The organism is Kitasatospora sp. CB01950 (assembly GCF_001905465.1).
In the GTDB taxonomy this organism is placed as follows: domain Bacteria; phylum Actinomycetota; class Actinomycetes; order Streptomycetales; family Streptomycetaceae; genus Kitasatospora.
The window spans coordinates 39,371-57,600 of record NZ_LISX01000011.1; the positions used below are offsets into that span (position 1 = coordinate 39,371).

Here is an 18,230-nt window from a genome sequence, read left to right on the forward strand (position 1 = left end):
TGCCCAGCCCCGTCCGAGCGGCGGGATGCTCAACCTGCGTGCAGGTCAAGGGAGTCGGGCCTCGGTGGTGAGGCGGGCGGCGAGGGCTTCGGCGAGGTGGGCGCGAGGGGTGCGGCGACGGCGGGAGAGGGCGAGGCCGAGGTGGCGGCGGGGGGCGGGCTCGGCGAGGGGGCGGGAGATCAGGTCCGGGTGGTCGGCGAGGGCGATCTGCGGGATCAGAGCGATGCCGATGCCCGAGCGGACCAGCGACTGGGCGAACTCGTAGTCCGTCGCGGTGCAGGAGATCCGCAGGTCGACGCCAGCCAGCGCGCCGAACCGGGCCAGCTGTCCGGCGGACTTCCGGCAGCCCAGGATCCAGCGCTGGTCGGCGAGTTCGGCCAGGTGCAGGACCGGCCGGTGGCCCAGCGGATGGCGGCGGGGGAGGACGACGAGCAGCGGATCCTCGACCAGCGGCGTCCAGTCCAGGCCGGAGCGGTCGCCCGCGCGGGCCGGCGGCGGGCCGTCCAGGTGGTAGGCGAGGGCGAGGTCGGCCCGGCCCTCGCGGACGGCGGGCAGGCTGTCCTCCGGCTCGGCCTCCACGATGGTCAGCTCGACCTCCGGATGCTCCGCGACGAACCCGGCCAGCGCACCCGGCAGCAGCCGGCGGCCGCCGCTGGCGAAGGTCGCGACGGTGAGCGTGGTGCGGGCGGCGGTCAGCCGGGTGATCCGCTGCTCGGTGTCGGCGAGTTCGGCCGCGATCGCGTCCGCCGCCTCGACCAGTACCCGGCCCGCGCCCGTCAACGTGACGCCCCTGGTGGACCGTTCGACCACCGGCGCGCCCAGGCCGCGTTCCAGCGCCGCGATCTGCTGCGAGACCGCCGAGGCCGTGCAGTGCAGCGCCGCGGCCGCCTGGTTGAAACTGCCCCGGCGGGCCACCTCCCGCAGAACGGCGAGGCGTTGAACGTCGATCAACAGTTCTCCTGAAAACGAGGTCGTCGACCGGACACTACCGCTGGCGACCGGCTCCCGGCAGGCTTCTCACCGGAGAGATCACCGGAGAGATCACCGGAGAGATCACCGGAGAGATCATCGGACGGGAGAGAGTGGGCAACGTGAAGGAGCAGCAGGGGGAGCGCGGCACCCGCGCGATCGGCGGGGTCCCGGTGGGGGCGATCGGGCTCGGCGCGATGCCGCTGTCCGTCGAGGGCCGCCCCGACGAGGCGCAGGCGATCGCCACCCTGCACGCCGCACTCGACGCGGGCGTGCGGCTCATCGACACCGCCGACAGCTACCACTGGCACGCCGACGAAGTCGGCCACAACGAACGGCTGATCGCCCGTGCCCTCGCCACGTACGGCGGCGACACCGACGGCGTGCTGGTCGCGAGCAAGGGCGGCCGGGGCCGGCCCGGCGACGGCTCGTGGACCGTCAACGGCGACCCGCGCCACCTGCGCCGCGCCGCCCACGCCTCGGCGGCGCGCCTCGGCGTCGACGCGATCGGCCTCTACCAGCTCCACAAGCCCGACCCCGAGGTGCCGTTCGAGGACTCGGTCGGGGCGCTGCGCGAGCTCGCCGAGGAGGGAACCATTCGGATGATCGGCCTGTCCAACGTCGACTGCGCACAGATCCGCACCGCGCACGCCGTCCTCGGCGACCGGCTCGTCTCGGTGCAGAACCGCTTCTCGCCCGCGCACCAGGACACCCGCGACACCCTCGACCTGTGCACCGGACTCGGCCTGGCCTTCCTCCCCTGGAGCCCCCTCGGCGGCATCTCCCGCAGCGCCGTCGACGACCCCGCCACCACGCCGCCGCCCACCACGTCCTTCCACACCCTGGCCGCCACCCTCCATGTCAGCCCCCAACAGGTCTGCCTCGCCTGGCACTTGGCCCAGTCCCCGACCGTCGTCCCGATCCCCGGCGCCCGCCGCCCCGCCTCCATCCACGACTCCGCCGCCGCAGCCACCCTCACCCTCGGCCCCACCGAACTCGCCACCCTGGGCCGCTGATCGGCTCGGAGGGGTCGCGCGGCACCGGCGCACCGGGTTCTGGCCGGGTGGGTCAGACGGTCGGGCGGTAGGTGGTGAGGGTGGCGCCGTTGCTGAAGGCCAAGGTCTCGGTGGGGGTGAACGGGCGGGGGTGGAAGTCGCCGGCGAGGGCGGGGATGCCGGTGCCGGCGATGACGGGGTAGCGCTTCCAGAGGAGTTCGTCGATCTCCGGGAGCAGTGCGCCCGCCAGTAGGCCGCCGCCGCAGAGCCAGATGTCGCCGTCGCCGGGCTGCTGCTTCAGCTCCCGGACCAGGCCGAGCGGATCGGCGCGGACCACGGTGATCGCGGGGTCGGTCGGTTCGGGCAGGGTGGAGGAGACCACGTACTGCTTGAGGTGCGGGTAGGGGCTGGTGATGCCGTGGTCGTACGCGGGGCGGTACGTGCCGAGGCCCATCAGGACGGTGTCGAAGCGCTTGTTGGGCGCGCCGTCGAGACCGATGTGCGGCCGGACGTGGCCCGGCATGGTCTCGGGGAACTCGGCGCGCAGGTGCGCGACCAGGTCGTCGGGCTGGGGGTAGAAGTCGAACTCGCCGGACGGGCCGGCGATGAAGCCGTCGATGGAGACGGCGACGAAGTACACGAGCTTTCGCATCCTGATGCCTCTCGAAGAAGAACGGTGACCACTTGGTCTGTAGTACTCTGACTGAAGTGGTAAGACCGTAGCACTACGAGTGGAGTGGTTACAGGCAATGGCTCGAAGCAATCCCGAACGGCGCGCGGCCCTGCTCGACGCCGCCATCGAGGTCCTCGCCGACGAAGGCGCCCGCGGACTCACCTTCCGCGCCGTCGACCAGCGCGCCGCCGTCCCGGCCGGCACCGCCTCCAACTACTTCGCCAACCGCGACACCCTGCTCACCCAGTGCGCCGAGCGCGTGTACGAGCGCCTCGGCGCCGACCCCGACACCCTCGCCCAGGGCCTGGCCGGCCCGCGCGACGTCGCCCGCGTCGCCGAACTGATGCACCAACTCGTCGACCGGATCGCCGACTTCCCGACCGGCTTCCTGGCCCTGCTGGAACTGCGACTGGCCGCGCTGCGCCGCCCCGAACTGCGCGAGACCGTCACCCGCCGGATCGGCGAGGACCTGAAGTTCAACATCGACTACCACCTGGCGTCCGGCCTGCCGGGCGACGCCACCGCCGTCCAGCTGCTCTACCTGGCGCTGAACTGGCTGATCCTGGAACGCCTCGCACTGCCCGACCTGTTCACGCCCGAGCAGCGCGCCGAGCTGGTGAACGAGCTGGTGGCCCGCCTGATCGGCGAGCAGGGCGCGGCCGGCGGCGCGGGCGGCAGCGCGAGCGGACGGTGAGGGAGCACTGCACCCGGGCATGAAAAAACGGCGCGACGGGGGATTCCCGTCGCGCCGTTGCCGCGAGACCCGGCCGTGGCGGCGGACTCAGCCGGGGCGGTGCGCCGTCGCGAACGCCTCGGCGTCCCAGTGTCCGCCCAGCGCAGGGGCGAGCGAGGACGCGGCCAACTCCCGGAAGGCCGGGGCGTCGGCGGCGCCCGCCGGCAGGGCGCCCAGCAGGGGCGCGCCGGCGGCGGACGGCAGGTCGGCGAGGTTGCAGCGGGCCGCGAGGTCCGGGTCGGCGGGCCAGCTGCCGACGACCACGCCGCGCAGTGCCAGACCCCGGTGGCGCAGCGCCTCCGCGGTCAGCGCCGTCGCGTTGAGGGTTCCCAGCCCGGCGGCCGCGACCAGCAGGAACTCGACGTCCACGCCCGCGAGTCGGCAGGCCGCGGCGAGGTCGGCCAGGGTCCGGCCCTGCTCGTCGTAGCGGACCAGCAGGCCGCCCGCGCCCTCCACCAGCACCGCGCCGAAGCGGTCGGCCAGGTCGGCCACGGTCTTCGCCACCTCGTCCGGTGCGAGGGTCGGCAGGCCGGACCGGCGGGCCGCCGTGTCGGGCGCCAACGGCTCGGGGTAGCGGGCCAGTTCGACCCCGTGCACCAGCGGCCCGGCCAGCCGGGCCACCTCGTCGACGTCGCCCGGCTCGCCCGGCGCCAGGCCGGTCTGGCCGGGCTTGAGCACCGCCACCGGAGCGGTGTGCAGGGCGGCGAGGGCCGCGGTGGTGACGGTCTTGCCGACCTCGGTGCCGGTGCCGGTGACGAACAGTACGGGCGACATGGTGCTTCCTCAGGAGGGTGGTTCAGTTGCTGTGCGCCGCGTGGGACGCGGCCGCGGCGGCGGCGATGCCGCGGCCGATCGCGGCGACGTCCGCGTCCCCGGTGACGAACGGCGGCATGGTGTAGATCAGGTCGCGGAACGGGCGCAGCCACACGCCCTGTTCGGCGGCGGCGGCGGTGGCCGCCGCCATGTCGACCGGCGCGTCCAGCTGCACCACGCCGATCGCGCCCAGCACCCGGACGTCCCGCACCCCGGGCTGGTCGGCGCAGGGCGCGAGGGCGCCGTGCAGCGCGGTCTCGATGCGCTTGACCTCGGTGCGCCAGTCCTGACGCAGCAGCAGGTCGATCGAGGCGTTGGCGGCGGCGGTGGCGAGCGGGTTGCCCATGAACGTCGGGCCGTGCGCCAGCACCGGGACCTCGCCGCGCGAGATGCCCTCCGCGACCCTGCCCGTGCACAGGGTGGCGGCCAGCGTCAGGTAGCCGCCGGTGAGCGCCTTGCCGAGGCACATCACGTCCGGGGAGACGCCCGCGTGGTCGGCCGCGAAGAGTTCGCCGGTGCGGCCGAAGCCGGTGGCGATCTCGTCGAAGACCAGCAGCACGTCGTGCGCGTCGCACAACTCCCGTAGCGCGGTCAGATAAGCGGGGGAGTGAAAGCGCATTCCGCCCGCGCCCTGCACCACCGGCTCGACGATCACGGCGGCCAGCTCGCCGGCGTGCCGCTCGATCAGGTCGGCCAGGTGCGCCAGGTACTCCGGGTCGGCCGGGGCGTCGTACCCGGCGGGCGGCTCGGCCGCGAACAGCTGCTGCGGCAGCACCCCGCCCCACAGGTGGTGCATCCCGCCCTCGGGGTCGCACACCGACATGGGGTGGAAGGTGTCGCCGTGGTAGCCGCCGCGCCAGGTCAGCACCCGCCGCTTCTCCGGCCGCCCCAGCGACTGCCAGTACTGCAGGCACATCTTCAGCGCGACCTCGACCGCCACCGAACCGGAGTCGGCGAGGAACACGTGCTGCAACGGCTCCGGCGTCAACTCCACCAGTTTGACGGCGAGTTCGACCGCCGGGCGGTGGGTGAGCCCGCCGAACATGACGTGGCTCATCCGCTCCAGCTGGTCGCGGACCGCCGCGTCCAGCTCCGGGTGCCGGTAGCCGTGGATCGCCGCCCACCAGGACGACATCCCGTCGATCAGCTCCTCGTGCCCGCCCACCGGCTCGGCCAGCCGCAGGCGCACGCCCGCGGCCGACTCCACCACGAACGGCCGGACCGTGCCCGGCATCGGGCCGTACGGGTGCCAGACGTGCGCCCGGTCCAGGTCGAGCAACTGCGTTGCGTCCCTCACGCGTTCGGCGCCAGTTCGGTGCCCGCGCCGCGACGGCGCACCCGCACCAGGTCGGTGCGCGCCTCGTCGTCCGAGACCTGCGAGACCTGCGAGACCTGCGAGGCCTCCGCGGCCGCCGAGACCGCCGGGGCCGCGTCGTCCGGGGCCTGCTCGGGAGCGTGCCCGCCGCACGGGCCGCAGGCGGTCGGCTCCTCGTGGCCGCCGCAGCCCGAGCCGCTGCCGCAGCCCGCCTCGGCCGACTCGCCGCCGCACACCGATCCGCAGCCGCCGCCGGTGGCCGCCGCGCGGTGGCGGGGCAGGGTGGTCTGCTCGGCGCCCTCGACCTCGAAACCGGCGTCCTTGATCATGTCGAGGTCGGCCTGCCCGGCCTGGCCCTCGCTGGTCAGGTAGTCGCCCAGGAAGATCGAGTTGGCGATGTGCAGGCCGAGCGGCTGCATCGAGCGCAGGTGCACCTCGCGGCCGCCCGCGATCCGCACCTCGATGTCCGGGCAGACGAACCGGACCATCGCCAGGATCCGCAGGCAGCGCTGCGGCGTCAGGTTCCACTCCTCGGCGAGCGGGGTGCCCTCGAACGGGATCAGGAAGTTCACCGGCACCGAGTCCGGGTCCAGCTCGCGCAGTGCGAAGACCACGTCGACCAGGTCCTCGTCGCTCTCGCCCATGCCCGCGATCAGGCCCGAGCAGGCCGACAGGCCCGCGCCGTGCGCCTTGGTGACGGTGTCCACCCGGTCCGCGTAGGTGTGGGTGGTGGTGATGTCGCCGTAGGTGCTCTCGGAGGTGTTCAGGTTGTGGTTGTACGCGTCCGCGCCGGCCGCCTTCAGGCGCTCGGCCTGGTTGTCCGACAGCAGGCCCAGGCAGGCGCAGACCTCGACCTGCTCGTCCGCGCCCTTGATCGCCGCGATGGTGTCCGCGACCCGGTCGATGTCCCGGTCCGTCGGCCCGCGCCCGCTGGCGACCAGGCACACGCGCTTCGCGCCGCCCGCGACGCCCGCGGCCGCCGCCTCGGCGGCCTGGTCCGGCTTCAGCCAGGTGTACTTGAGGATCTCCGCCTTCGAGCCGAGGCGCTGCGAGCAGTACGAGCAGTCCTCCGGGCACAGGCCGCTCTTCAGGTTCACCAGGTAGTTGAGCTTCACCCTCCGCCCGAACCACTGGCGGCGCACCCGCCCCGCGGCCGCGACCACATCCAGCAAGTCGTCATCCGTGGTGGCCAGGACGGCCAGCGCCTCCTCGCGGGTGGGCAGTTCCCGGCGAAGGCCCTTGTCGGTCAGCGTGTCGAGGAGATCCATGAGCCCGATCCTGCCCGGGCTGCCCCACCGTTCGCCAGAGGGAACACGCCAGAAGATCGCCCGGAGCGTGTGCGAGTAGTCACAACGCCTGCTGACCTGCGGCGACGAACCGGGCGCGGAGGGGCGCACGGGCGCACGGCGCGGCCGGGCCCGGGCGGTCCGTCCGCGTACGGCAGGCACCGGCGAGGCGCTAGCAGGCCGTCCGGGAGGCGGCAAGGGGGCGGTCGCTGGCGGGATCCCGCCAGCGCGGCGAACGGGGCGATAGCGGGACAAGACCGGCAGGCAGGCGGGCGGCCCGGCCCGGCCCGGTGGCGGGCCCTGGCCACTGTACGGAGAGAAGCTGTCATTTCGCCCCATGTGTTGTCATGCTTCTGCCCAACTCCCGTTCGGCGGCCGTCCCCCACCCTGACGGGCCGTCGAGGACCGCACGGGAGCAGCACGTCAGCGCCCGTACCGCCCCACGGCGCCAACCCCGGCGCCCCGGTGCGCGGCGCGACCGCGCACCTGCGGTTTCGTGGAAGGGACCCCGCACGTGAAGCGAATGCTGACAGTCGGAGCCGTACTCTCCGCCACCGCCCTGCTGGCGGGCGTCGTCCAGGCCGCCGCCGCCCCCGCGCAGGCGGGCGTGCCGTCGGCGGCGCAGCAGCACGACGCCCTGCTCGCGCTGGCCGAGGCCCAGGCCGCCCCGGTCGCCGGGGCGCTCGCCCTGGGCGACCGGGAAAGACTCGTCGTCAAGGACGTGGTGACGGACGCCGACGGCACCCGTCACCTGCGCTACGACCGGACCTTCGCGGGCCTGCCCGTGATCGGCGGCGACCTGGTCGTGCACCAGCGGGCCGACGGCTCGATCGCCTCCGTCGACCGGGCCTTCGCCGGGCGGCTGTCGCTGCCCAGCCTCGCCCCGAAGCTCTCCGCCGACCGGGCCGCCGCCGGAGCGGCCGACGCCGTCCGGGCCACCCTCGGAGCGAGCACGGCGCAGGAGGGCGCGGCGCTCGCGCAGGTCGGGTCCGCCGGCGAGGCGCAGCTGGTGGTCTGGGCCGGCGGCGACACCCCGCGACTGGCCTACCGGACGGTGGTGCAGGGCGTGCGCACCGACGGCGTCCCCAGCAGCCGGCGGGTGATCACGGACGCGGGCACCGGCGCGGTGCTCGCCAGTGACGACGCCGTCCGGACCGCGACGGGCACCGGCACCGGCGTCAACGTCGGCGCCGTCACCCTGACCACCACGCAGAGCGGCGCGACCTACCAGCTGAAGGACGCCACCCGGGGCAACCAGTCCACCGTCGACGGCGGCGTGCCCGGCAACCCGCTGTTCACCAGCACCACCAACAGCTGGGGCAATGGATTCGCCTCCAACCGCCAGTCGGCCGCCGTGGACGCCCAGTTCGACGCGGCCGTGACCTGGGACTACTTCAAGAACACCTTCGGCCGCAACGGCATCAGGAACAACGGCGTCGGCATCACCAGCCGTGTCCACGTCGGAAACGGCCTCATGGACCTCTTCTGGGACGACACCTGCTACTGCATGAGCTACGGCGACGGCCGCTCCAACAGCAAGCCGATGACCGAACTCGACGTGGCTGCCCACGAGATGAGCCACGGCATCACCGCGGTCACCGCCGGACTGCCGTACTCCGGCGAACCCGGCGGCCTCGACGAGGCCACCTCGGACATCCTCGGGACCATGGTCGAGTGGTACGCCAGCCTGCAGGCCGATCCGCCGGACTACCTCATCGCCGAGAAGCTCGACTTCATGGGCAACGGCACCCCGCTGCGCTACATGGACGAGCCCTCCAAGGACGGCTACTCGCGGGACTTCTGGTACTCGGGCATCGGCGCCCTGGACCCGCACTTCTCCTCGGGCGTCGGCAACCACTTCTTCTACCTGCTGTCCGAGGGCAGCGGCGCGAAGGTGGTCAACGGCGTGGCCTACAACAGCCCGACCGCCGACGGCTCGACGCTGGTCGGCATCGGCCGGGACAAGGCCGCCGCGATCTGGTACCGGGCGCTGACGATCTACTTCACCTCCACCACCAACTACCGCACCGCCCGCAACGCGACCGTCGCCGCGGCGAGGGACCTGTACGGCCAGCCGGAGGTCAACGCGGTGGCTGCGGCGTGGAAGGCGGTCAACGTCAACTGAGGCCGCGACCCGGCCGGGCCCGGCTGCGGGCCGCACCCGGCCGGGCCCGCCACCGGGCGGCGCACGTCCGGCCGGAACCGAGCTCCTCCCTCGGGCGTCCTCTTCCGACAACGGCGACCGGTGATCATGAATGCCACCGGTGCCCCCACAGGAGGAGCATCGTGGCTGACCGCAGGTCGGGAACCGGTTCACCCGCGCGGAGACGGTGGTGGCGTCCGAGCGCGACCACCCTGTGCGGCCTGCTGCTGCTCGGGCCGGCCGCACTCGCCGCGGTCCGCGTGCTGGGCCTGGACGACGGGACGATCCTCGCCCTGCCGATGGCCGGGCTGCCGTACGCGGCACTGCTGACGCTGCTGTCGGCGGCGGTGCTCGCCGTGCTGCGCCGCCGCTGGCTCGCGGTGGCGGCCGCCGCCCTGGTCGGGCTGCAACTGTGGTGGCTGGTACCGAGGTTCGTCCCCGACGGGGCGGAGGCGCCGGCCGGTGCGCCGCGGCTGCGGGTGGCCACCAGCAACGCGTACCTGGGCAACATCTCGCCGCAGGCGCTGGTCGACCTGGTCCGGGCGCAGCACCTGGACGCGCTTGCGGTCGAGGAGTTGAGCGGTTCGGCGGCGGCTGCGCTGGACGCGGCGGGCATCCGCGAGCTGCTCCCGCACCGGGAGATGCCGGACGGCACCGACACCGCGATCTACACCCGGCTGCCGGTGACGGCGGCCGCCGATCCGGCCTGGCCGACCACCAACGTGACGGTCACCGTGGACGGCCGGCCGGTCCAGTTGGTGGCGGTGCACACGTACTACCCCCTGGGCGACGCAGCCAAGTGGGCGGCCGGGATGCACGCGCTGCGGGATGCCGCGCCGGGACGCAGCCGCAACGCGGTGCTGCTGGGCGACTTCAACGCGACGCTCGACCACGCGCCGATGCGGAGCCTGCTGGCGACCGGACTCGCGGACGCGCACGCCGAGTTGGGGGCCGGACTGTTCCCGACCTGGCCGGAGCACAACCTGGACTTCCCGTACCTGCCGCCGATGATCCAGATCGACCACGTCCTGCACGGCCCGGCCCTGGTCCCGGTGTCGATCGGCGAACACACCCTGGCCCGGACGGACCACCGCGCGGTGGTGGCCGAACTCGCCGTCCGCGACTGACCCCGAATGCCCGGGCGGGCAGACTCCGGGCGGTCCTGGCCGGTAGCCTCTGCGGCCATGAGCACGGGCATCTTCGGCGGCATCGAGCACCGCCACCCCGGCGTGGACGCCGGGCACCTCGACGCCGACGACGCCGAACCCTGGGTCAAGGCCGTCGACCTGTGGCCGCTGTACGACCAGAGCGACTACGCGGCCTTCGGCTGCCTGTTCGGCGTGCGGAACGACGCGGGCTTCCGCCCGCTCGCGGCCCGCCGCGGCCTTCCGGACGACGTGTCGAGCGTCCTGCGGGCCGAACTGAAAGGGTGCGAGGGGGCCAGCTGGGTCGGCTGGGCGGAACTCGCCCGGCTCGACCCGGCGACCGCGCCCGACCACTTCGCCGGCCGCCTGAGCCTGCACCCGGCGTCCGCGCGGTCGCCGCTGCGTCAGCTGCTGGTGCCCGCGCTGTGGCCCGCGGACGTCCTCGCCGAGGTGGGGCCGCCGCCGGCCGGGCTCAGCCGCTCGACCGCGACGGAGTGGACGGCCGGGGACGTGCGCTGCACCTACGAGCCGCTCACGGCCGGCTACCTGCTGGGCGGCGGCACGCACTGGCCGCACGTGTTCGCCGTGATGAAGGCGCCGGCGGACCGCCATGGGGAGGAGGCCGTCCGGCTCGTGGTGGCGTTCGACTGAGGGCTGCCTGCGGCTACCCGCGCAGGGCGGCTTCCTGGTGGGCGGTGAGCCGGCGGATCAGCAGGACGGCGAGGACGCCCGCGCCGAGGCCGGCGGCCATGTCGAAGACCGAGTAGCCGTAGGCGTTGTGCCCGATCTCGCCGACGATCACGCCGCCGACGGTCTTGGCCAGCCAGGCGGCCCACCAGGCGTTGACCAGCCAGACGCCGGTGCCGGCCGGCGCGGAGGCACGCCAGATGTCGAGCGTGACGGTGCGCGGTATCCACAGCAGCGCCACCGGCGTGAACCAGGCCCCGACGGCCCAGCCCGCGGAGTAGCGGTGGGCCCCCGGAGCGAGGAGCTCGGCGTTGAGGCGGCAGCGCCGGAACCAGACGAGGAAGACCACGACCGAGCCGAAGAACAGCAGGAGCGAGAGCGGCGTGGTCACCCGGAACAGCGTCGAGCGGGTGCCGCCGGCCGCCGCGAGCACCAGCTGCAGGGCGGTCTCAAGGCCGATCAGCACCTGTGCGGCGAGCGCCAACCCCCGGACCGCGACGGGCGATCCGCCGGGCCGGGCGGCCTGCGGACGCGGTATGTCGTGAGCGGTTTCGGAATGCACTGCGAGCCCCCACCGGACGTTACTGCGGTGCCGGTCGCACGCAGATTCGGCCTGAAGAATAGGGGGCGCGTTCGACTTGTCAAAGCGGAATCCGGCCGCCGGAGCCACCGGGGGGCGACCGGCCGTCACCGGGCCTTGCCGCGTAGGGCACTTACGGCTTGCGGGCCAATCCGCAGGAAATCATCTGTTCCCACACCGTCAGTTCCCGCTCACCCGCGCCGGACCGGTCTCCGGAGGCCGATTCGGGCCGCCACAGCGAGCAGGGGACCAGCCCGGGTTCGAGCAGTTCGAGGTCGCCGAACAGATCGGCGATCTCCCGGTCGGTGCGGAAGCGGCCACGGCCGAAGGCGGACTGGAGTCTCTGCTCCGCGAGCCGGGTCTGCTCGTTGTGGCCGGAGCGGAAGTGCGAGAGGTAGAACCGGCTGCCCGACGGCACCCGCTCCGCCCACCAGCGCACCAGCTCGCCGGGGCGTTCCTCGTCGTCGAGGTGGTGCAGGACGGCGCTGAAGACGACGCCCACCGGCTCGCCGAAGTCGATCAGCCGCGCCACCTCGGGGTGGTGGCGGACGGTCTCCGGCTCGCGCACGTCGGCCAGGATCACGGTGGTGCGCTCGTCGGCGGCCAGCAGGGCGCGGCCGTGGGCGAGGACGGTCGGGTCGTTGTCGACGTAGGCGACGCGGGCGTCGGCGCGGTGGCGCCGGGCGACCTGGTGGACGTTGTCGGCGGTGGGCAGGCCGCTGCCCATGTCGACGAACTGGCGGATGCCGTCCTCGGCCATCGCGGCGACGGCACGGATCAGGGCCCGGCGGTTCTCCACCGGGACTTCCACCGAGCCGGGCAGGTCGTTGAGGAAGAAATCGCCGATCTCGCGGTCGACCGGGTAGTTGTCCCGACCGCCGAGCAGATAGTCGTAGATCCGGGCGATGCTCGGCTTCGACCCGTCGATCCCCGGGGTGTCGTCCGTCATCGAAACCACCCTGTCGGTCGGACATTCGGAGCCCCAAGCCTAGGAGTAGGGGGCCGCCCGGGAAAGCGAATCGCCGTGCGCCGGCGGATGCCCGATGCCCGTCCCGCGCGGGTGGGTGCGGACGTCGACGACGGTCATCCCGGCGGTGCGGGCGGCGGTGATGCCCTCGTCGGTGTTCTCGTAGACGAGGCAGGCGGCCGGGGGGACGCGGAGCAGGGCGGCGGCGAGCAGGTAGCCGTCGGGCGCGGGTTTGAGGTGCGGGACGTCCTCGCGGGCGACCAGGGTGGCGGCGAGGTGGGACAGGCCGATGGCGGCCAGGCCGGCCCGCACGATGCCGCCGTCGTTGGCGGAGACGACGGCGACCGGCCCGCTGCGGGCCGCCCGCCGGGCCAGGTCGGCGATGTGCGGGACGGCGCGGACGGTGTGCGCGTGGCGGGCCCACCAGGCGCGCGCGGTGTCGATGAACTCGGCGTCCGCGCAGGCGAGTTGCTGCCCGTACTCGGCGCGTAAGCGGCGGCGCACCGCGGTCAGGTCGGCCAGCTCGACGGTGTGCAGCCAGGCGGCGGGGACGTTGACGCCGTGCACGGTCAGGGCGTGGTGGACGGCCCGGGCGTTCAGCGCGCCGGTGTCGGCGAGGGTGCCGTCGAAGTCGAAGACCGTCGCCCGGTGCGGGCCGGGGAGTCGGGGGGTCACGGGTCGGCGCTCCGCTCTCACCGGAGGTGGGCCAGGCCGCGCAGGACGTACGCGGTGGGCATGTACGGCAGGTCGATGGGCAGGCCGCGGGGCGCGGTGGTGTCGGGGACGGCGGGGAGGCTGCCGTCCGGCAGCTGCGTGTCGGCGAGGAAGGCGAGGGCGGCGGGGACGGGCCCGGTCTGCTTGAGCCGCCCCAGCGCGGCGAGCGCGCAGCCGGTGCTGGTGGCGTCGCTGGGGCTGCCGTGGCGGTGGCCCCAGCCGCCGTCCGGGTTCTGGCCGCGGGTCAGGTAGGCGGTGGCGGCGGTCAGCGCGCGTTCGATCAGGTGCTGGTCGGCGGCGGGCGGGAGCGCGTGGTCGCGGACGGCGGCCAGGCCGTGGACGGCGCGGAACAGCGCGTTGTTCTCGGCCAGGCTCCAGCCGCGTTCGAACGCGCCGTCGGCGCGCTGGGCGGCGGCCAGCAGGCGGGCGCCGCGCAGGACGGCGTCGGTCTGCCCGTCGTCGAGGCCGGGCCGGTCGGCGAGGACGGGCCGGTCGGCGAGGACGGCGAGCGCGCCGCCGGTCATGGCCGGCTCCGAGCTGCCGCCGGGGTAGGTGGACCAGCCGCCGTCCGGGTTCTGGATCCGCCGAAGGTAGGCGTGCCCGGCCGCGATCCGCTCCGCGTGCCGGGCGCGGTCGTGGCGCTGGAGGAAGGCCAGCACGGTGTAGGTGGTGTCGACGTCCGTCTGCTCGACGTCGGGCCGGTACGGCCAGCCGCCGTCGGCGTGCTGGTGCGGGGCCGCCCAGGCGGCGATCCGTGCCAGCAGGGCCGGGTCGGCCTCGGCCTCGGCGAGGGCGCAGGCCGCGATGGACGGCACCCACAGGTCGAAGTCCACGGCGACGGTGAAGCCGCCGTCCGGCAACTGGGTGGCGGCCGTCAACTCCAGGCCGTGGCGCACCGCCCGCCCGTGGGCCGGGTGCGGGGAGAGCGCGTGCAGCACGATCAGGTGGGCCAGGTGCAGGTGCTCGTAGATCACCGGGCCCTGCACCAGCGCGGCCAGCGCCGCCAGGTCGCCGGCGTCCACCGGCTCGGCGCGTGCGTGGGCGCGGATCACCCGGCAGGCCAGCCACTCGGCGCGCTTCCAGTTCTGCAACGCGCCGACCGGCACCGCGATCTCCTCCGCGCCGACCCGCAACTCGGCGTGCACACCGGCGAGATGGAGCACGGTGTTGACCAGCACCCGCTTGCGGGCGGCCGTGTAGTGGTCCAGCCCCGCCAGCACGTCCTCGCCGGCCGGCAGCCCCAGCAGCACCCGGTCCAGCGCACCGAGGCCCGCGCCGTGCCGGGCGGCGCGCAGATACCCGCGCACCCGGCCGAGCGCGGGGTCGGCGGGGGCGTGGCGCGCCAACAGGCGCTCCGTCAGCACCGATTCGAGCACCCGGCTCGGGCATCGCACCCGCATCCGGCCGTCCGCCTCCACCTGTGCGGCCAGGTACCCGGCCGCGCCACGCATCAACTGCTCCCGGACACTGCCCATCCGAGCTCCTTCACGCCGCGGAACGACACACCGGCGACACCGCGAGCCGACCGCCCCGGACGCCGCCGCCCGCACGCTAGTGATCACCGCGGGCCCGCCGCGAGCCTCTGCGCGGAACCGGACCCGAAAGCGTGAACCGCCCCTCGGCGGCGCATATCCGCAGCGTTCCCCGGGCACAGCCGCCCTCTCCGCGAAGAGCCGTTCGGGAAACGTGGCAGACGGATCGGGCGGGCCCGGGTACGGTCGGAGGCATTGGGACGGGAGGGCAGGGCATGACGGCAATGGCGGAGTCCGGCACGCTTCGGGTGCCACGGAGCATCAACGGCATCGAGCACGCGCTCACCTACGACGAACGGGCAAGGTTCTACGCAGAGTTGGGGCCGGTCGAGGACCCGCAGGACCGGGAGGCCGTGATCACCTCGTGGTGGCTGCGGGCGATGTCCGCGGCGTACGGCAGCGACCGGTCCGGGTACCGGGCCGCCGTCGGCCCGCTGCTCACGGCGGGGCGGTCGCAGCAGGTCGGGGCCGTCGCGTGAAGGGGTGGCGGGTCTGGCTCCAGGACCAGCCCGCCCAGGCGATGGTCGAGATCTCCAAGGCGGACGACCTGCTGTTCGCGCTGGTCACCGCCGCGCTGGTGACGCTCGACGGCCGGGCGGGCGCGGCCGTCGACGAGTGGGGCGACCTGCGCAGCGCGGTGCTCGCCCCGTCCGTCACCGCCGAACTGTTCGTCAACCCGGACGAGCGCACCATCGACGTGCTGCGCCTGGTGTGGGTGCCGGGCCTCGGCGAGTGAACCCGCGGGCGGCGGCGAGTGAACCGGTGGGCGGCGGCGAGTGGGCCGGTGGGCCTCGGGCGGTCCGCCAGAAACCGCCCGCAGTGCGCAAGTTGGACATAACCTCCGATCTGCTGACAAGTTGATTGTCGGCCGCATGCCCGTGGTGGGCCAGGTGCTTCCGGTACGTCCCACCCGAAGGTGGGATTGTGGGATGACCTGCTTAGAATCTGCGCCATGACCATCCAGGGGGGCGTGACTGCGAGCGCCGACGAGGACCAACCGGCCACCAGTCACCGGGCCGTCGGCGAGCGCAGACGGCTGGCCGCCCTGTGGAGCGTCGTCGCCGTCCTGGCCGCCGGCGGGGTCTGGGTGGTGTCCACACCGCACCCCGGCGACATCCTGCCCGGCCTCGGCCCCACCAGCACCCAGCCCGCTGCCGCGGCCGCCGCGCCCGGGCAGGTCGCCAAGCCGATGACGGAGGTTCAGGCCTTCACCGTCGACCACTACTTCCCCGTGCAGCGCGCCTACGACCACGAGCTGTTCAAGAGCCGCCGGACCGCCGGCCGGGACGGCGTCGACTGCCAGGGCGTCCAACTCGACAAGAGCCACGACCTGCTGGAGAAGCTCGACTGCAAGGACTGGTTCGGCGTCGCGCTCACCCGCACCGACCAGCCCGTCATCACCAGCATCACCGTGCTGCGCTTCAACGACCCGGCCGCCGCCGCCCAGGCCCTCCAGGCCGTCCGCGACCACGCGGCGGAGTTCGAATTCACCTTCCCCGACGGACTGGTCGCCCCCGCAGCCGGCGTCAAGCCGATGGCCGCGATCCGGGTCGAACTGGTCGGCCACCACATCACCCTCGTCGAGGCCCGCTACGCCGACCAGCACCCCGGCGACGGCGCCGACGAGATGTTGACCGCCAGCGCGCGGTCCGCCGCCGCGATCGCCGCCCAGCCGTTCATGTGGATGTAGCACCGGCGCGCCCGCGCGCTGCGGTGACCCGGAGGAACACCGCCGCGCCGCACGACAGCACCGCCGCCAGGACGAACACCGCCGCCGCGCCGTGCGGCAGCGCCAACCCGCCCAGCACCGTGCCCGCGCCGATGCCCAGATAGATCGCGGACGAGTTCAACGACACCACCAGCGGAGCCTGTTCGGGCGCGGCCGCGAGCAGCCGGTGCTGCTGCGCCGGGGTCTGACACCAACTGCTCGCACCCCACAGGAACGCCAACACCCCCACCGCGACGGCGCTGCGCGCGTGCACGGCGGCGAGGGCGGTCAGCGCGGCGAACGCCACCGCCATGGTCGCGTAGCCCGACGTCAGCACGCGGACCGGGCCGAGCCGGTCCGTCCAACGCCCCGACAGCAGGTTGCCCGCCACCGCGCCCGCGCCGTACAGCACCAGCGCGACCGGCACCGCGACCCGCCCCGAGACGCCGACCGCCGCCAGCACCGGCACGCTGTACGAGTACGGCACGTAGCACGCCGCCATCCCGAGCACCGTCAGCGGCAGCACCCGCAGCACACCCGGACGGCGCAGCGCGGCCAGCCGCGAACGGAGCGGAACCGGCTCCCCGCCCGGAATCCGAGGCAGCGTCAGTCCGACGGCGAGCGCTCCCAACGCGGACAGCACGGCCACCGCGCCCAGCGCCGCCCGCCACCCCAGTCCGGCGGCCGCCACCCGCCCGAGCGGCACCCCGAGCGCGGTGGCCGCCGTCAGCCCGCCGATCACCACCGCGAGCGCCCGCCCCCGCGACTCGGCCCGCGCCAGCGCCGCGGCCGTCGCCCCGGCGGTCGGCGTGAAGGCGGCGGCGGCGAGAGCCGCGAGGGTGCGGCCGACGAGGAGGACCGGGTACGTGGGGGCGAGTGCGGACAGCGCGTTGGCGGCGGCGAGCAGCAGGAGCGCCCCGAGCAGGAGGGTGCGGCGGGGGAGTCGGGCGGTGGCGACGGCGAGCAGCGGCGAGGCGAGTGCGTACACGGCGGCGAACAGGCTGACGGACTGCCCGGCGGCGGCGGTCGACACGTGCAGCGAGCCGGCCATGGCGGGCAGGAAGCCGGCGGTGACGAACGCGTCCGTGCCGACGGCGAAAGTGCCGACGGCGAGGACGGCGGCGGGGCGGAGGCCGGGGTCGGTGGGCGAAGTGGCGTTCGGGGGAGGGGGCTTGACTGTGGTGGGCATGGTGGGGCTCCGTGATTCGGGATGTTTGGTATCCGGAATAGGGGGAGGGGTGCGGGGAACTGCGCGACAAGCGCACGTCACGTCCGCAAGGTCGCGATCACGTGCAGGTCACTGTCCTGCGTCGCGATCTTGCGGATGGGGTGCCTTCCGCTTCGCGCAGTTCTCCCCCAGCCCTGGCGGGCCGGGAGGTGCCCCCACGCGCCCCTGGGTTCGCACCCTCGCAGTTCCCCGCGTCCCTGTTTTCGCACTGTCCCGTGCCCGGCGGCTGTTCAGGCGGTGGAGGTCAGGCGGGCGTAGTTGTGGCGGATGCGGGCGATGGAGGTGGCCGGGGCCTCGTGGGCCAGGTCGGCGACGGTGCGGGCGGCGAGTTCGCGGCGCCAGGCGAGTTCGGCGCGGCGCATCGCGGCGGCGATGCCGCACGGGCGGGCGAACTCGCGGGTGTGCGCGCCCTCCGCCGATAGGCCCTGCTGCCGGATCTCGGCGCAGGCGAACAGCGGATCCGCGCCCTCGACGGCCGTCACCACGTCCATCATGGTGATCCGTCCGGGGTCGCGGGCCAGCCGGACGCCGCCGCGCGGACCCGAGGTGGACGTCAACACGCCTGCCCGGGTGAGCCGTTGCAGCACCTTGTTGAGGTACGTCGGCGACAGCTCGAACATCGCCGCCAGTCGGGCCGACGGCACCGGGTCGGTCTCGTCCAGCCACACCAGGGTGAGGCAGCAGTGCAGGCCCCACTCGACGCCTTCGCTCGTCCGCATATTCGGGATACTAGCTGTCCGGA

At 74.1% G+C, this 18,230-nt stretch carries 19 protein-coding genes; 8 read left to right on the forward strand and 11 right to left on the reverse strand.

Annotation, left to right across the window (positions count from 1 at the left end; all coding sequences use genetic code 11):
* Nucleotides 1-45: 45 nt before the first annotated feature.
* Nucleotides 46-951, reverse strand: coding sequence for a LysR family transcriptional regulator (locus AMK19_RS25150; protein ID WP_073815551.1), 906 nt, complete (start codon nt 949-951; stop codon nt 46-48).
* Between the two features lie 140 nt (nt 952-1,091).
* Here AMK19_RS25150 and AMK19_RS25155 point away from each other — a divergent pair, with 140 nt between their 5' ends.
* Nucleotides 1,092-1,985 carry an aldo/keto reductase gene (locus tag AMK19_RS25155; RefSeq protein WP_274536997.1) on the forward strand — a complete coding sequence of 298 codons (894 nt, stop codon included), beginning with the start codon at nt 1,092-1,094 and terminating at the stop codon, nt 1,983-1,985.
* A 52-nt stretch (nt 1,986-2,037) separates the two neighbouring features.
* On the opposite strand, the gene AMK19_RS25160 is transcribed toward AMK19_RS25155, so the two are convergent.
* Nucleotides 2,038-2,616, reverse strand: coding sequence for a dihydrofolate reductase family protein (locus AMK19_RS25160; protein WP_073815553.1), 579 nt, complete (start codon nt 2,614-2,616; stop codon nt 2,038-2,040).
* Between the two features lie 97 nt (nt 2,617-2,713).
* Here AMK19_RS25160 and AMK19_RS25165 point away from each other — a divergent pair, with 97 nt between their 5' ends.
* Nucleotides 2,714-3,331, forward strand: coding sequence for a TetR/AcrR family transcriptional regulator (locus AMK19_RS25165; protein ID WP_073815554.1), 618 nt, complete (start codon nt 2,714-2,716; stop codon nt 3,329-3,331).
* An 87-nt stretch (nt 3,332-3,418) separates the two neighbouring features.
* Here AMK19_RS25165 and bioD read toward each other — a convergent pair whose 3' ends face one another.
* The 3 genes from bioD to bioB are packed head-to-tail and all read right to left on the reverse strand — an operon-like array spanning nt 3,419 to nt 6,766.
* Complete coding sequence (gene bioD / locus AMK19_RS25170) at nt 3,419-4,144, reverse strand: dethiobiotin synthase (RefSeq protein ID WP_073815556.1); 726 nt, start codon at nt 4,142-4,144, stop codon at nt 3,419-3,421.
* 22 nt (nt 4,145-4,166) lie between these two features.
* The gene (locus tag AMK19_RS25175) at nt 4,167-5,417 is read right to left on the reverse strand and encodes an adenosylmethionine--8-amino-7-oxononanoate transaminase (protein WP_241844585.1); all 1,251 of its coding nucleotides are present in this window, start codon (nt 5,415-5,417) and stop codon (nt 4,167-4,169) included.
* A gap of 59 nt (nt 5,418-5,476) precedes the next feature.
* A complete protein-coding gene (bioB, locus tag AMK19_RS25180; protein ID WP_073815559.1) occupies nt 5,477-6,766 on the reverse strand; it encodes a biotin synthase BioB in 1,290 nt (429 codons plus the stop codon).
* 541 nt (nt 6,767-7,307) lie between these two features.
* Between bioB and AMK19_RS25185 the strand changes: the two genes are divergently transcribed.
* The 3 genes from AMK19_RS25185 (at nt 7,308) to AMK19_RS25195 (ending at nt 10,723) form a co-directional block, all read left to right on the forward strand.
* The gene (locus AMK19_RS25185) at nt 7,308-8,909 is read left to right on the forward strand and encodes a M4 family metallopeptidase (protein ID WP_073815561.1); all 1,602 of its coding nucleotides are present in this window, start codon (nt 7,308-7,310) and stop codon (nt 8,907-8,909) included.
* A 161-nt stretch (nt 8,910-9,070) separates the two neighbouring features.
* Nucleotides 9,071-10,054, forward strand: coding sequence for an endonuclease/exonuclease/phosphatase family protein (locus tag AMK19_RS25190; protein WP_241844571.1), 984 nt, complete (start codon nt 9,071-9,073; stop codon nt 10,052-10,054).
* Nucleotides 10,055-10,111: 57 nt separating this feature from the next.
* The gene (locus AMK19_RS25195; protein ID WP_073815562.1) at nt 10,112-10,723 is read left to right on the forward strand and encodes a hypothetical protein; all 612 of its coding nucleotides are present in this window, start codon (nt 10,112-10,114) and stop codon (nt 10,721-10,723) included.
* 13 nt (nt 10,724-10,736) lie between these two features.
* Here AMK19_RS25195 and AMK19_RS25200 read toward each other — a convergent pair whose 3' ends face one another.
* The 4 genes from AMK19_RS25200 to AMK19_RS25215 form a co-directional block, all read right to left on the reverse strand.
* Nucleotides 10,737-11,321 (reverse strand): DUF4328 domain-containing protein, encoded by a 585-nt coding sequence (locus tag AMK19_RS25200; protein ID WP_241844572.1) that lies wholly within the window; start codon nt 11,319-11,321, stop codon nt 10,737-10,739.
* A 151-nt stretch (nt 11,322-11,472) separates the two neighbouring features.
* On the reverse strand, nt 11,473-12,288 hold the full coding sequence (locus AMK19_RS25205; protein WP_073815565.1) for an SAM-dependent methyltransferase: 816 nt from the start codon (nt 12,286-12,288) through the stop codon (nt 11,473-11,475).
* Nucleotides 12,289-12,327: 39 nt separating this feature from the next.
* Nucleotides 12,328-12,981: an HAD family hydrolase gene (locus AMK19_RS25210; protein ID WP_073815567.1), complete on the reverse strand. Its 654-nt coding sequence runs from the start codon at nt 12,979-12,981 to the stop codon at nt 12,328-12,330.
* Between the two features lie 17 nt (nt 12,982-12,998).
* Nucleotides 12,999-14,495, reverse strand: a complete 1,497-nt coding sequence (locus AMK19_RS25215; protein WP_073815568.1) for a prenyltransferase/squalene oxidase repeat-containing protein — start codon at nt 14,493-14,495, stop codon at nt 12,999-13,001.
* Between the two features lie 272 nt (nt 14,496-14,767).
* Between AMK19_RS25215 and AMK19_RS25220 the strand changes: the two genes are divergently transcribed.
* From AMK19_RS25220 to AMK19_RS25230, 3 genes are all read left to right on the forward strand, one after another.
* The gene (locus AMK19_RS25220) at nt 14,768-15,031 is read left to right on the forward strand and encodes a hypothetical protein (RefSeq protein WP_073815570.1); all 264 of its coding nucleotides are present in this window, start codon (nt 14,768-14,770) and stop codon (nt 15,029-15,031) included.
* Nucleotides 15,028-15,288 (forward strand): hypothetical protein, encoded by a 261-nt coding sequence (locus tag AMK19_RS25225; protein ID WP_073815572.1) that lies wholly within the window; start codon nt 15,028-15,030, stop codon nt 15,286-15,288. The genes AMK19_RS25220 and AMK19_RS25225 overlap by 4 nt, the downstream gene beginning before the upstream one ends.
* Nucleotides 15,289-15,504: 216 nt before the next feature.
* The gene (locus AMK19_RS25230) at nt 15,505-16,242 is read left to right on the forward strand and encodes a hypothetical protein (protein ID WP_073815573.1); all 738 of its coding nucleotides are present in this window, start codon (nt 15,505-15,507) and stop codon (nt 16,240-16,242) included.
* On the opposite strand, the gene AMK19_RS25235 is transcribed toward AMK19_RS25230, so the two are convergent.
* Both AMK19_RS25235 and AMK19_RS25240 read right to left on the reverse strand, forming a co-directional pair.
* The gene (locus tag AMK19_RS25235) at nt 16,229-17,449 is read right to left on the reverse strand and encodes an MFS transporter (protein ID WP_073815575.1); all 1,221 of its coding nucleotides are present in this window, start codon (nt 17,447-17,449) and stop codon (nt 16,229-16,231) included. The genes AMK19_RS25230 and AMK19_RS25235 overlap by 14 nt on opposite strands.
* 269 nt (nt 17,450-17,718) lie before the next feature.
* Nucleotides 17,719-18,207 carry an RrF2 family transcriptional regulator gene (locus AMK19_RS25240; RefSeq protein ID WP_073815576.1) on the reverse strand — a complete coding sequence of 163 codons (489 nt, stop codon included), beginning with the start codon at nt 18,205-18,207 and terminating at the stop codon, nt 17,719-17,721.
* Nucleotides 18,208-18,230 lie beyond the last annotated feature (23 nt).